The organism is Weissella paramesenteroides (assembly GCF_051903945.1).
Classification (GTDB): domain Bacteria; phylum Bacillota; class Bacilli; order Lactobacillales; family Lactobacillaceae; genus Weissella; species Weissella paramesenteroides_A.
Genome location: NZ_CP192268.1, coordinates 330,704 through 343,949, shown reverse-complemented (window position 1 = coordinate 343,949; position 13,246 = coordinate 330,704). Strand labels below are relative to the sequence as shown.

The window sequence follows — 13,246 nt, the reverse complement described above, 5'->3', positions numbered from 1 at the left end:
ATTATAAGCCTGTAATTTTTGATAGCGTAAACGCGTGCCAAAAGTCTGAATTCTCAATGTAACGCAATTTACGTAATCGCTGTACTTCGCTTTGCTACGGACAAAAAATTGCGCAAACCACGTTACATCAGCTTCAAAACGACTTTTTGTGTCGCTCTCTATATTTCTAATCAATTAAACCAAATTCACGAGCACGCTCTTGGTACTTAGCAATTTCATCTTCACCAGCCCAAACAAAATGTTGTGGTGCAATTTCAACCATTTGACGGTCACGACCATCTAATTCATCAGTTGGATCATAGACAATTGGTACACGTTGTTCTTCAACACTTGGATCCGGTACTGGAATTGAGCTTAATAATGAACGCGTGTAATCATGCAATGGATGATTATAAACTTCATCAGCCGTCCCAATTTCAACCATCTTTCCCCAATGCATTACGCCAATACGATCAGAAATATACTTCACCATTGACAAATCGTGTGCAATGAACAAATAAGTCAAACCTTGTTTTACTTGCAAGTCCTTTAACAAATTAACGACTTGGGCTTGAATAGAAACGTCTAACGCTGAAATAGGTTCATCAGCAATAATGAACTTAGGTTGCACTGCTAATGCACGAGCAATCCCAATACGTTGACGTTGTCCTCCAGAAAACTCATGAGGGTAACGACTAGAGTGATCACGATTCAAGCCAACAATTTCTAACAAGTCTTCAACTTGTTTTGAACGATCAGCATCATTTTTTGCCAAATGATTAACATCAATTCCTTCAGCAACAATATCCTTAACTTTCATACGTAAGTCAAGTGATGCTTGCGGATCTTGAAAAATCATTTGGACAGCCTGACGGAACTTGCTTAACTTACCACGTCTCTTTAACTTGGCTAAGTCTTCACCTTCAAATAAAATTTTACCGTTTGTTGGCTCGTACAACTTCATAATCGCACGACCAATCGTCGTTTTACCTGAACCTGATTCACCAACAAGTCCAAATGTTTCACCTTCATAAATGTCGAATGAAGCATTTTGTACGGCCTTGGTTTCATTAGACTTCCCTTCATTAAAGGTAATATCTAATCCTTGGATCTCAACTAATTTCTTACGTTCATCGGCCATTACTTGCCACCTCCATTTCCAAGAACAGCAGTATTGTCAACCGGAACAGCCTTTGAACGATCTGCTTCTGGATGTTCAGCTTGGAAACGTGCCCACCGCTTTTGAACTTCAAGCGGTGGTTCTACTTCAGGTGCACGTTCATCTAATAGCCATGTTGCTGCATAATGCGTCTCTGATAATTTAAAGAATGGTGGCTTCACCTTTTCATCAGCGGCAATTGCATAACGATTACGTGCAGCAAAAGCATCACCTACAGGAGGATTCAACAAATCTGGTGGTGTACCAGGAATAGCCTCTAACTTACCACGTTCTGTTTTAGTTGTTGGCATTGAATTCAACAAGCCCCAAGTATATGGATGTTGTGGGAAGTTAAACACCTCATCAACTTTACCAATTTCGATTATTTCACCAGCATACATAACGGCAACACGATCAGCCATACCAGCAACTACCCCTAAATCGTGGGTAATAAAAATGATTGAGGTATCTGATTGCTCTTGGATGTTTTTCATCAAGTGCAAAATTTGTGCTTGAATCGTTACGTCCAACGCAGTTGTTGGTTCGTCAGCAATCAAAATCTCTGGATTATCAATCAAGGCAATCGCAATCACAATTCGTTGACGCATACCACCAGAAAACTGGTGTGGATAATCATTAATGTGTGCCTCAGCATTTGGAATACCGACCATCTTCATCATTTCCAAGGCCTTTGCCCAAGCTTTTTTCTTGCTGTAGTGCTGGTGCTTAATTAAAGGCTCTGCAATTTGTTGACCAATTTTCATTGTTGGATCCAAAGACGTCATCGGATCTTGGAAAATCATTGCAATCTCTGAACCACGAATTTTTTGCATTTGTGTTTCGGATTTACCAAGAATTTCTTCACCCTTAAACGTAATTGAACCTTTTTCAACACGTGCGTTTTTAGCTAACAAGCCCATTAGAGAACGAGTCGTTACTGATTTCCCAGAACCAGACTCCCCCACAATCGCTAACGTTTCACCTTTGTACAAATCAAATGAAACGTCGCGAATGGCTTGAACACTTCCATTATAAGTATTGAAATTAATTTTAAGGTCATCAACCTCAAGAATTTTCTCTGCCATATTTTCACTCACTTCCATTAATCCTTTGTACGTGGATCAAACGCATCACGTAATCCATCACCTAATAAGTTAAACGCAATCATAATGATACCCAAAATAACAGCTGGAATAACTAACTGATATGGGTAGAATTGCATTGCTTTTTGTCCATCGTTTAACAACGTACCTAATGAAGCCATTGGAACTGGAATTCCTAGTCCAATAAATGAAAGCAAAGCCTCAAAGAAGATTGCTGATGGAATCGTGAACATCAATTGCACAATAATCGTTGAACTAAGGTTTGGTACCAAGTGTCGCAAACCAATGCGCCATGTTGAAGAACCTAATGTTCGGGCAGCCAGAATATAATCTTGTTCCTTAGCTGTCAAAACCTGCGCTCTGACCAATCGTGCCATTGATGTCCATGATGTTAAGGCAATTCCTAATGAAATAGACAACATACCTGGCTTCATTATCAAAATCAAAAGCACAAACACAACCAAGTTAGGAATCGAAGAAACGATTTCAATAATACGTTGCATGACAATATCAGTCTTACCGCCACGCCATCCAGAAATGATACCGTAAGTCACACCAAAGACTAAGTCCATTAATGTCGCGATTAATGCAACTTCCAATGAAATACGTGTACCATACAAAACACGTTTAAAAATGTCACGACCAAATTGGTCAGTTCCAAACCAGAAATTCTTCTTATCAGACACACCAGATGACTTATATTGGTCAACCTTTGTGCCGTCTAACTTACCTTCTCCAGTAAAGCCAGGAATATCACCTAACACACCTGGCAAACGGGCTGGTAAGTTTTGAACAGTCACATCTTGTTGTGCAGTTACTTTTGAATTAGCAATTGGCGTTGAACCAAAAGCAACGATAAAAACAAAGACCAACACCCAAAGTGAGATGAAGGCACCCTTATTTTTCTTCAAACGACGCCAAGCATCTTTCAAAAAACTAACTGAGGGCTTTAAAATTTTTTCACTATCAGTTTGACGATCTGCGGGAAGCAATTGAAAATCATCTGCTGTTAAATTTACTTTTTCAGACATTAGCTACTCCTTCCTTATTTAGCCAAACGAATTCGTGGATCAATGATACCGTATAGGATATCAGTTAGTAATAACACAACCATCAACATCATTGAATAGACAATTGTCGTTCCCATGATAATTTGGTAATCATTAGTCAAAATTGAATCAACGAACTGACTACCAATTCCAGGGATAGAGAAAATATTCTCAACAACAATCGATCCAGTTAGCAAGTTGACCGCCATTGGCCCGATTAACGTTACCAATGGAATCAAAGAATTACGTAATGCGTGCTTCCAAATAATTTCATTCTTTGACAATCCTTTTGCTCGGGCTAACTCAATATAATCAGAGCCAAGCACATCAACCATTTCAGTACGAATAAATCGTGCTGACGTAGCAAGTGGACTCATTCCCAAGGCGATTGTTGGTAAGACTGTTGCTGCAAAGCCCTTCCAACCAGCGATTGGCAACCAACCCAACTTCAATCCAACCCAGTACTGTAACAAAGCCGCAAATACGAATGAAGGGATTGAAATACCCAACACTGCTAAGATTGATAAGAATGTATCAGTCTTTGTATTACGACGAACTGCAGCGGCAGCTCCTAAACCAGTACCTGCTATCAATCCGAAAATCAATGCTTGAATTCCAAGTTGTGCAGATGGACCAAGGCGTTGTGCTACCAAAGTTGATACTTCTTGGTTCGCAAATTGGAATGAAACACCAAAATCAAAGTGCAATGCATCCCATAGATATGTCACATATTGCACGATAACAGGCTTATCCAATCCATATTGGGCCTCAATCATTTTTTGCTGACTAGCAGACAAACGTTCTGCGTTTGCCAATGGTGATCCTGGCATCAGCTTCATTAAGAAAAATGTTGCTGAAATAATCAAGACCAAAGTTAACACAATAATTGCTAACCGTTTAATAATATATTTGAACATGGCCATGCCTTCCCTATTTTAGTTCTACTCATAATATGCTAGAAAGTCATTTCGTAAATAACCATACTCTCATATCTCATAGCTATTAATTAGATGTTTTTAATTTTACCAGAGGTTTCACAAATGTTAAAGAGTTTGTTATAAAACCTCACATAAATATTTAATCTTATGAAAAAATTGTAAATGCTTACATTTCAAATAACTAACGGTGAAAGTATACTTTTTACTGGTATTTAAAGCGCATTCGTAAGTAATCACCATAAAATGAAAACTTTTCTTTTTTTAGTTATTTTTTCACAAATTTGGCTATAAAAAAATGAGAGAGCATGACAAACACCCATTTGCCACACCCCCTCTATTTTTCAGCATCGGTTCATTTGATCAAACAATCAAATTACTTCTTGTATGCCCACTTCCAATCGAATGGTGCTCCAACAGTATTTGAAACAACACCCTTAACCTTTGTATTCAATAGTGATGGCTTTGCTTGATAGTAAACTGGTGCAACTGCTGCATCTTCTTGTAGAATTTTCTCAGCCTTAGCGTAATCCGCATAACGCTTTGTTGCATCGTTTACATCAGTTGTCTTTGCAGCCTTCATAACATTGTCATAGTCTGTATTCTTCCAACTACCATTGTTAAATGATGAGTCAGAGGTATACAAATCTAAGAAAGTTGATGGATCAGCATAATCAGCACCCCAAATCGTGTTAACCATATCAAACTTCTTTTCATCTGATAATGAAATACGTTGCTTGAATGGCACAGTCTTAATTGTAACCTTCAATCCTGGTAACTTTTCCATTTGTGATTGGATAAATTGTGCTGAACGCTTTGCGCCATCAGAATCATCAGTCAAGTATTGCAAAGTAACCTTCTTCTTACCAGTTTCCTTCAATCCTTGCTTCCACAACTTCTTGGCTTCCTTCAAGTTGTAACCAACAGCACTCTTATCTGCAGCTACCTTAGCAAAGTCCTTACCCGTTGCTGGATCCTTAGCTAACTTTGTTGATGTAAATGAAGTTGCTGGTGTTCCACCACCACCAAGAATCTTTGATGACATTGTCTGACGATCAATTGACTTTGACAAAGCCTTACGAATATTTGTGTTATTCAAAGGCTTCTTGTTTTCATTAAATTCGATGAACGCTGTTGATGCTTGTGAAATAACAGTGTAGTCCTTCTTATTCTTTGAAGCCTTGTATTGATCAGGTGATAGTGTAGTGTAATCAACCTTCTTTGACTTATACAAGTTGTAACCAGTATTTTGGTCCTTGATGGTTTGAACAGTAACCTTTGGTGTCTTTACAGACTTAGCATCCCAATAAGTTGGATTCTTAACCAAAGAAATCTTGTTTTTTGAACCTGTCCAACCCTTCATGGTAAATGGTCCGTTAGAAATCGTGTACTTAGATGCAGTACCATACTTCTTACCAACTTTATCCACAAACTTCTTGTTTTGTGGTTCAAAAGTAGCCATGGTCAACACTGACTCTAGTTGTGGCATTGGGCGCTCAAGAGTTACTTGCAAAGTCTTATCATCAAGTGCCTTAACTCCTAAGTCAGTGACTGGCTTATCACCTTTTTGAACGGCATCGGCATTTTTAATACCTGAATATAGATAAGCATATTGTGATGCTGTCTTTGGGTCATTAGTACGTTGCCAACCATAGACATAATCATTAGCTGTCACTGACTCACCGTTAGACCACTTCATATCACGCAAATGATACGTTAAAGTCAAGCCATCATCTGATTTATCAACCGAAGTTGCACCAGCTAATTGTGGCTTACCAGACTTGTCCATACGGTACAAACCTTCACCAATGGCTTGTAAGTAGTTAAAATCAATGGCTGCAGTTGTCTTTGAAGGATCCATTGTTCCAACATTTGCACCTTCAGTCCAATTAATTGTCTTATACTTAGCGGCACTAGCTGTCACTGGTACGAAAGTTGACCCTAGGATCACCGCACCAGACAACAAAGCACTGACCTTTAATGTCTTATTCATATTTTCCCCATTCCTTATTCATATTCACATAACGTGATAACTTTTTCATAATCATATAATAAACTTAAACCATAGTCAATGACTGATTTAAGTTCAATTTAATAAAACAATATCAACAAGTCTTATGTTTTATCGATAACTATTGGTAAACCAGCATTTATATATAAAAAAGGATATTATCAGCTCTCATAATCAGCTCATTTTTAATAATCACCATTTTCTCATTTTTCTAAATAAAAAAAGAGTTTGGGACAAATAAAAATGTCCTAAACTCTTCTTGCTAAACTTGTATGAATGATAAGCCTGTAATTTTTATAGCATAAACGAAGTTTGTATCGCTCTCTATAAATCTATGCTGTCATACGACGATCTAGCATATCACCAATCTTCGAAATAATAAAATTCAAGATAAAGTAAATCACTGCCAATGCAAAGAACATTGAAATAATTGCACTTGGCTCTTGTGCATAAACAATTTGTGCACGGTAAGTCACTTCAGGCAACATAATAATTGTTGCCAATGATGTATCCTTAATCAAAGAAACAAATTGTGAAACAATTGGTGGAATCATCTTCTTATACGCTTGTGGCAAAATAATGTGCCACAAAGCTTGCTTAAAGTTCAATCCATTTGATAAGGCACCTTCTAGCTGTCCCTTAGGAACTGCCAAAATACCTGAACGAATAATTTCAGCCAACATTGTAGATTCGAAAATCGTTAATGCGAAGATTGTTGACGTGATAACACCAAAATGAATACCAATCTTTGGTAAAGCAAAGTAGGTGAAAAAGATAATTAATAGCAATGGTAAATTACGAATCAAGTCAATAATAAATCCCACAATTTGTGAAAGGTAAGGGATTTTAACATATCTAATGACACCCAAAATTGATCCGATAATGAAACTCAAGATAATCGAAACAACAGCAACCTCAATCGTTACTCCTAGTCCCATCATCAAGAAACGCATATTTACCCACGAAAATGCTGAAAAGAACTCACTCATGCGCGACCTCCATTCTTTTCAAGTCTAGTTTCCAAATAACGCATATAATAACTCATTGGCATTGTCAAAATTAGGTAGAAAATACCAACAATGATAAATGGACCAAATGTGTCAAATGTCATTTGTGAAATTTGATTTGCTTGGTACATTAAATCGAGCCCCGCAACAAACGCTAGAACTGATGAGTTTTTAATTAAGTTAATAAACTGATTGCCAAGTGGTGGAATCACCAGCTTAAATGCTTGTGGCAAAACAATGTAACGCATACCTTGCCACCATGAAAGACCATTTGACATGGCTCCTTCTAGTTGACCTTTGGGCACAGCATTAATTCCTGCGCGTACAGTTTCAGCAATAAATGCTGATGTATATAATGTCAAACCAAAGGTTCCTGCCGCAAAGCCACTAATTTTAATGACATTTGCAATAACAACATAAAAGAACATTGTTATAACCAATAGCGGAATATTTCTAACAACTTCGATGTAGATACGCCCGATGACATTAACTAGTTTATTCGGAATAACTTCCATTAATGCAAAAGCTGTCCCTAAAATAAGTGATCCGATCAGTGCTAGAACTGACGAAGCAATTGTCCAGCCAAATCCAGTAAAGAATTCACCGGCGTGTGATTGAAATAATGAAATCATTCTTTAGCCAACTCCTTCCAATTCATTCCCTTAACATTACCGAACCATTTTTGAGCCATTTTAGCATAAGTACCATCTGACTTAATGTCATCAATTGCTTTATTCACGGCTTTAACTAACTTTGGATTCTGCTTTTGCATGGCAACACCATATGGTTCCTTGGTAAAGGTACCACCACGGACTTCCAATGTTTTAGATCCAGCTGCCATACCATATAGAATACCATTGTCAGTTGTCAATGCATCCCCTTGGCCAGCCTTTAAAGCAGTTAACGCTGTTGCATAATCTTGTAACCCAACAACTTTTGCTTTTGGTGCAAAGTCTTTAATTTCATCAATTGATGTTGACCCTTGAACCGCTAACACACGTGCTTTAGGCGTATTCAATTGTCTAACATTGTGATACTTACTTGATTTTTTAACCAAAATTGATTGACCGGCATTAAAATATGATTGTGAAAAATCAACAATTTTTTGACGATCAGGTGTAATCGACATCGTTGCAATAACGGCATCAATATTACCGTTCAACAACATTGGCACACGGGTACCTGATGTAATTTGCGTATACTCCACCTTGGCTTTTGGATTGATACGCTTGGTAATTTGCTTAGCCATATCAACATCAAATCCTTCTAGTTTACCCGTTTTGATGTTCATCAATCCCATCAATTTGGTATCGCCCTTAACACCCCAATTCATTCGATCGGTTTTCATAATCCGATTGTATGTTTGATTCTTAACAGTATCTGCATGAATAACCGTGCCTTCGGTTACCCCAGCAAACAAGGTGACTGCAGCAGCTGCAAGAACTGACTTCATGACAACTTGAAATTTACTTTTCATGTTGCGCCTCCTTAACGAATAATTTGCGATAGGAATTCCCGTGCACGTGGCTCCTTTGGATTAGCAAAGAACTCTTTGGTTGGTGAATCCTCCAAAATTTGTCCCTTATCCATGAAGATAACTCGGTCAGCAACTTTCTTAGCAAAGCCCATTTCGTGCGTAACAACTAAGGTTGTCATTGAAGAATCACTCACAATATCTTGAATGATTTGCAAGACACCATTGATCATTTCTGGATCCAAGGCCGAAGTTGGTTCGTCAAATAATAATGCTTTAGGCTTCATTGCAAGTGAACGCGCAATTGCAATACGTTGTTGTTGTCCACCTGAAAGTGCTGCTGGTGACTTTTCAGCCTGATCAACTAGCCCAACACGATCAAGTAGTTCCATTGCAACTTTCTTATTTTCATCCTCATCACGATGTAATACCAATCGTGGTGCAAGCATTATATTTTCTAAAACAGATTTATTCGCATATAAATTAAAATGCTGGAACACCATACCGACATTTTTTCTTGTACGGTTCATATCCGTTTGGGGATTAGCTAAGTCTTGCCCGTTTACAATCAACTGCCCACCCTGAACAGGTTCCAAACCATTAATTGTGCGAATCAACGTTGATTTTCCTGAACCAGATGGCCCGATTAAAACAACCGTTTCCCCAGCCTCTACCTTTAGATTGATGTCCGTCAACGCATGGAAATCCCCATAAAATTTATTGACATCTTTGAATTCGATCATCGACATACTGGTTCCTCCTTATAGATAATTTACCTAAAAAATTATCTTAGTATAAAAAAAATAACCCGCCGCGCTTTTATTCGTGACGGGTCGATAATCTAATAATAATCTTAGTTTATCTTAATTGTCAAACATATTGTTAGGTTTGTTAACACTTAAAAACATTCAATTATGTTTGATTTTTTATTTTTTTGTATACGCTAATTCTACTGCCAATTTATAAGGCTTTTCCACAGGCATTAAAGCATGACGCCCACGAATTTTACCCGGACCACCAGTCACAACAACTGACGCAATATATAAATCGTATGATTTTAATGCTAAGTCTACTGGTTGTAGACCAACTGTCTGTACGCGTGCTAAACGTGAAGACAACATCTCGTTCATGCCACCATAAATGGCTAGTCCACCACGTTCTTCTTCCAGTTTAAAATAAGGTAATGGTGTCCCAGGATGATTAGCAAAGATCGCTGGTTGACCAGTAGCTAAAAAGGCCAACTGTTCTTTCTCTGAAAGACCACCGTAATTTTCAGTAATCAAACCACCCTCCCGTAATTGATCAACTACTTTTGTTAATTCTGCAGCCATATCATTATCAGAAAGAGCAGTTGCCGGTAAAACTTGTTTCTTATCGTAAAGACCATTCGCTGGCACATATGGCATTGCTTTATTATCGGTCGCTGTTTTGGCAGCTTGGGGGCCACCCAACATTTTTTCTAACTTTGGTGAAACATCCCACTTAATTGTCTTCTTCGTATAATAATAAACGATATTCAAAATTGCACCATATAGTATTAGCAAAAATGCTAATGCTAACAGAGCACCTCGTAAATAGGCACCATTTTGAATGTGACGAACAGCCAAATAAAGAATATAAAAGTTACCAACACTTGCTAGAACAGTATATACCTGCCCCTTCCAACGGGCATTCACATTGAAGAAACCAAGATAATGATTAAGTAAATCTAATATCGTTAACATTAATTAGTTCCTCCTTGTGTTGCATTATTAGTCGTATTACCGGTGGTATTATCCGTATTTGTATCTGTTCCCGTTGTATTATCGGTGGTTGTATTGCCGGTGGTATTATCCGTATTTGTATTTGTATCTGTTCCCGTTGTGCTATCAGTATTTCCATCTGTTGTTGTATCAGTTGACGCCTCATCTGTTGATGAACTCGAACTGCTTGCAGATGACTTCGATGCTGAACTAACCGTTGTATCATCAACTGAATCGTCACTTGTCATGTCTGATTCAGTTGAACGACTTGAAGGTTTTTCTGAAGAACTGACCGATGACTTAATGCTACTTGATGATACTATACTACTTGATACAACTGATGATGATTTTGCTGCACCGTTTGAAGTATGCGTAGAAACATTAACAATTGCGTTTCCAGCACTGAGCGCCAAAATTATTGAAACTAATGCAACTGGTGTAATAAATGGTGGTGTTCGATATGCCATATAGTGCTACTCCTCCTCCAGGTCAAAAACTAAAGCCTGCTTAACAATATTGTCAATTTCTTCTTTTGTACTTAGCCAATCATCGTTAACGACAACGTGGGCAATTCCTTGCAAGGATTGCGGTAACTGCACATCACGTTTATATTCCTCACTGGCCATCCGCCGGCGAGTTTCTTCTAAATTATCACCACGTTTTGATAATCTGCCTAAAATTTCATCAGGTTTTGTGACGGTTAAAAAGATAACAACTGCCTCATCCCCTAATTTTTCAGAATATGTTTTGGCACCCGCAGTATCAAGGACAATGGTAATTAGTGGACTTTTCTCCCAAGCACGTTCAAGTCCTTCATAGGAAGATCCATAACGATAATTTGCGTAAGCAACACTTTCTAAATAATGATTTTCTTTAAAAGACTGTTCTGACTCAAAATAATAATCAACCTGATCGATTTCACCTTCTCTTGGTGGTCGTGTCGTATGTGTGATTACCTTGGGCATTTCATAAAACTCATTTAAATAATTGGCAACGGTTGTTTTGCCTGTACCCGTATTACCTGTCAGAACGAAAACTTTTCGATTCATAACTCTTTTCTACTCTCTTTTTTTACTGTTATTAGTATACTGTCTGATGCTTAAGGTTCCCTAACAATTTGATAACATTTTTCAGTGTTTAGATTACTATAATTTCGTTAATCCGTCATAGTAAAAGCATGCACATTAATTGTACATGCTTTTAAACGTGTTACACCTTATTATCACTAATACCTCTGTCACATAATTGTAACATATTTTTATTACAAATGAAAAAAGTTGGCGAAATTTTTCGCCAACTTTATATATAACTTATTTCATATTATTCAACGTTTGCCAATTCATACATTGCTTGACCAAAGATAGCCATTGATCGTGTCAAATCAGCAACTGGATAGAATTCATCTGCTTGATGCATCGTATCTGGCACACCCTCAAACATTGCACCGAAGGCAACACCACGCTTTAGCAAACGACCAAATGTACCACCACCGATAACTTGTTCACCAGCTGGCAAACCAGTATGATCACGATAAACTTGCAATAACGTCTGAACAAGTGGATCATCACCAGATACGTAATGAGGAACTTGCGCATGTCCTTCTTGCTTAGCTACGGCATCAAAACCATCAGGTAATGACTCAGCAACATGCTTTTCAATTTCTTCAGCCGTAGTATTCTGTGGATAGCGGAAATTCGTGTTAACAAAACCATCTTGACTATCAGTAAAGCGTTGAATTCCCACATTCATTGACAAATCGTGCATTAGTTCGTCATGTGTCTTAGCACCAATCTTATCTGCAACGGTATCATCATGTAGCTTAGTTCCTAGGAACGTCAAGAATCCTTGCGCATTGCCACCAAAGTCTTGAGATTGTAGGAAATTAGCCAAGTAAGTTCCTGCATTTTCCCCAGTCTCAGGCATAGCACCATGCACTTGCTTGCCGTAGAATGTGAAATCTACTTGATTACCTGCAACTGTTGCTTCTCCCTTAACACGGGTTTCAGTAGCTAAGTAATCTTTCATAGCACCAACTAATGCGTCTGTATCGGTTGTTTCAACCGATGCCTTTGCAACACCTGGTACCATGTTAGGTCGTTGACCAGCAGTAAATGAAATTAGTTTCAATGAACCACCTTGCGTTCCCGCAAACCGAGTGACAATTGAAACATTTCCTTTTTCACCATTGATAATTGGGAATTCTGCATCTGGTGAGAATCCCATAGTTGGTTCACCATATTCAGCAAAGAATTCATCCATTCCGGTCCAATCAGATTCCTCATCGATACCAACAACCAGAACTAATTTACGCTTTAGCTCTACGCCTAGTTCCTTAATCATTTTAAGTGCGTAGTAAGCTGCGAACGTTGGTCCTTTATCATCAGAAGCACCACGAGCATATAAACGTCCATCTTCAATAACTGGTGTCCAAGGATCCTTTGTCCAACCATCACCTTCGGGCATAACGTCTAAATGACCGATAATAGCGACTGTTTCTTCTGCGTCCTCAGGTCCTAATTCAGCATAAGCCACTAAATTCTTGTAATTACCGACACGGAAGCCATCACGCTTAGCAAATTCTTCAAACTTCAACAATGCTTCCTTAGGACCTGGTCCTAAAGGTGCATCTGCTGTTGCCGCTTCATCATCACGAACAGATTTGATTGCTAACATTTCTTTCAAATCTTTTAGTAAATCATCTTCATATTTCAATGCTTCAGCACGCCATTGTCTTGCCATTTTTTTAATTCCTCCACGATTAACATTGTTCTCAATTATACACTTCTT

The 13,246-nt window shown here is 38.2% G+C and carries 13 protein-coding genes; all 13 read right to left on the bottom strand.

What is annotated here, in order from left to right:
* Positions 1–166: 166 nt before the first annotated feature.
* A complete protein-coding gene (locus ACQ4QH_RS01605; protein WP_002828686.1) occupies positions 167–1,120 on the bottom strand; it encodes an ABC transporter ATP-binding protein in 954 nt (317 codons plus the stop codon).
* The gene (locus ACQ4QH_RS01600) at positions 1,120–2,223 is read right to left on the bottom strand and encodes an ABC transporter ATP-binding protein (protein WP_439819047.1); all 1,104 of its coding nucleotides are present in this window, start codon (positions 2,221–2,223) and stop codon (positions 1,120–1,122) included. Before ACQ4QH_RS01600 ends, ACQ4QH_RS01605 begins: the two co-directional genes overlap by 1 nt.
* Positions 2,224–2,240: 17 nt before the next feature.
* A complete protein-coding gene (locus ACQ4QH_RS01595; RefSeq protein ID WP_439819046.1) occupies positions 2,241–3,272 on the bottom strand; it encodes an ABC transporter permease in 1,032 nt (343 codons plus the stop codon).
* A 14-nt stretch (positions 3,273–3,286) separates the two neighbouring features.
* On the bottom strand, positions 3,287–4,207 hold the full coding sequence (locus tag ACQ4QH_RS01590; protein ID WP_040760973.1) for an ABC transporter permease: 921 nt from the start codon (positions 4,205–4,207) through the stop codon (positions 3,287–3,289).
* A 394-nt stretch (positions 4,208–4,601) separates the two neighbouring features.
* The gene (locus ACQ4QH_RS01585) at positions 4,602–6,218 is read right to left on the bottom strand and encodes a peptide ABC transporter substrate-binding protein (protein WP_439819045.1); all 1,617 of its coding nucleotides are present in this window, start codon (positions 6,216–6,218) and stop codon (positions 4,602–4,604) included.
* A 350-nt stretch (positions 6,219–6,568) separates the two neighbouring features.
* Positions 6,569–7,225 (bottom strand): amino acid ABC transporter permease, encoded by a 657-nt coding sequence (locus ACQ4QH_RS01580; RefSeq protein WP_439819044.1) that lies wholly within the window; start codon positions 7,223–7,225, stop codon positions 6,569–6,571.
* Positions 7,222–7,875 carry an amino acid ABC transporter permease gene (locus ACQ4QH_RS01575; RefSeq protein ID WP_439819043.1) on the bottom strand — a complete coding sequence of 218 codons (654 nt, stop codon included), beginning with the start codon at positions 7,873–7,875 and terminating at the stop codon, positions 7,222–7,224. The genes ACQ4QH_RS01580 and ACQ4QH_RS01575 overlap by 4 nt, the downstream gene beginning before the upstream one ends.
* Entirely contained in the window at positions 7,872–8,720 is an 849-nt protein-coding gene (locus ACQ4QH_RS01570; protein ID WP_439819042.1) for a transporter substrate-binding domain-containing protein, read from the bottom strand. Before ACQ4QH_RS01570 ends, ACQ4QH_RS01575 begins: the two co-directional genes overlap by 4 nt.
* Before the next feature lie 11 nt (positions 8,721–8,731).
* Complete coding sequence (locus ACQ4QH_RS01565) at positions 8,732–9,466, bottom strand: amino acid ABC transporter ATP-binding protein (protein WP_439819041.1); 735 nt, start codon at positions 9,464–9,466, stop codon at positions 8,732–8,734.
* A 177-nt stretch (positions 9,467–9,643) separates the two neighbouring features.
* Positions 9,644–10,441 (bottom strand): DUF6681 family protein, encoded by a 798-nt coding sequence (locus ACQ4QH_RS01560; RefSeq protein ID WP_439819040.1) that lies wholly within the window; start codon positions 10,439–10,441, stop codon positions 9,644–9,646.
* Positions 10,441–10,926, bottom strand: a complete 486-nt coding sequence (locus tag ACQ4QH_RS01555) for a hypothetical protein (protein ID WP_439819039.1) — start codon at positions 10,924–10,926, stop codon at positions 10,441–10,443. Before ACQ4QH_RS01555 ends, ACQ4QH_RS01560 begins: the two co-directional genes overlap by 1 nt.
* A gap of 6 nt (positions 10,927–10,932) precedes the next feature.
* Positions 10,933–11,508 (bottom strand): AAA family ATPase, encoded by a 576-nt coding sequence (locus ACQ4QH_RS01550; protein ID WP_002828697.1) that lies wholly within the window; start codon positions 11,506–11,508, stop codon positions 10,933–10,935.
* 271 nt (positions 11,509–11,779) lie between these two features.
* Complete coding sequence (gene pepV / locus ACQ4QH_RS01545; RefSeq protein ID WP_439819038.1) at positions 11,780–13,198, bottom strand: dipeptidase PepV; 1,419 nt, start codon at positions 13,196–13,198, stop codon at positions 11,780–11,782.
* Positions 13,199–13,246: the final 48 nt, after the last annotated feature.

What these genes read in the sequence shown, in the direction of transcription:
- ACQ4QH_RS01605 (WP_002828686.1), bottom strand. Translation starts at nt 1,120, where the DNA reads ATGGCCGATGAACGTAAGAAATTAGTTGAGATCCAAGGATTAGATATT.
- ACQ4QH_RS01600 (WP_439819047.1), bottom strand. Translation starts at nt 2,223, where the DNA reads ATGGCAGAGAAAATTCTTGAGGTTGATGACCTTAAAATTAATTTCAAT.
- ACQ4QH_RS01595 (WP_439819046.1), bottom strand. Translation starts at nt 3,272, where the DNA reads ATGTCTGAAAAAGTAAATTTAACAGCAGATGATTTTCAATTGCTTCCC.
- ACQ4QH_RS01590 (WP_040760973.1), bottom strand. Translation starts at nt 4,207, where the DNA reads ATGTTCAAATATATTATTAAACGGTTAGCAATTATTGTGTTAACTTTG.
- ACQ4QH_RS01585 (WP_439819045.1), bottom strand. Translation starts at nt 6,218, where the DNA reads ATGAATAAGACATTAAAGGTCAGTGCTTTGTTGTCTGGTGCGGTGATC.
- ACQ4QH_RS01580 (WP_439819044.1), bottom strand. Translation starts at nt 7,225, where the DNA reads ATGAGTGAGTTCTTTTCAGCATTTTCGTGGGTAAATATGCGTTTCTTG.
- ACQ4QH_RS01575 (WP_439819043.1), bottom strand. Translation starts at nt 7,875, where the DNA reads ATGATTTCATTATTTCAATCACACGCCGGTGAATTCTTTACTGGATTT.
- ACQ4QH_RS01570 (WP_439819042.1), bottom strand. Translation starts at nt 8,720, where the DNA reads ATGAAAAGTAAATTTCAAGTTGTCATGAAGTCAGTTCTTGCAGCTGCT.
- ACQ4QH_RS01565 (WP_439819041.1), bottom strand. Translation starts at nt 9,466, where the DNA reads ATGTCGATGATCGAATTCAAAGATGTCAATAAATTTTATGGGGATTTC.
- ACQ4QH_RS01560 (WP_439819040.1), bottom strand. Translation starts at nt 10,441, where the DNA reads ATGTTAACGATATTAGATTTACTTAATCATTATCTTGGTTTCTTCAAT.
- ACQ4QH_RS01555 (WP_439819039.1), bottom strand. Translation starts at nt 10,926, where the DNA reads ATGGCATATCGAACACCACCATTTATTACACCAGTTGCATTAGTTTCA.
- ACQ4QH_RS01550 (WP_002828697.1), bottom strand. Translation starts at nt 11,508, where the DNA reads ATGAATCGAAAAGTTTTCGTTCTGACAGGTAATACGGGTACAGGCAAA.
- pepV (WP_439819038.1), bottom strand. Translation starts at nt 13,198, where the DNA reads ATGGCAAGACAATGGCGTGCTGAAGCATTGAAATATGAAGATGATTTA.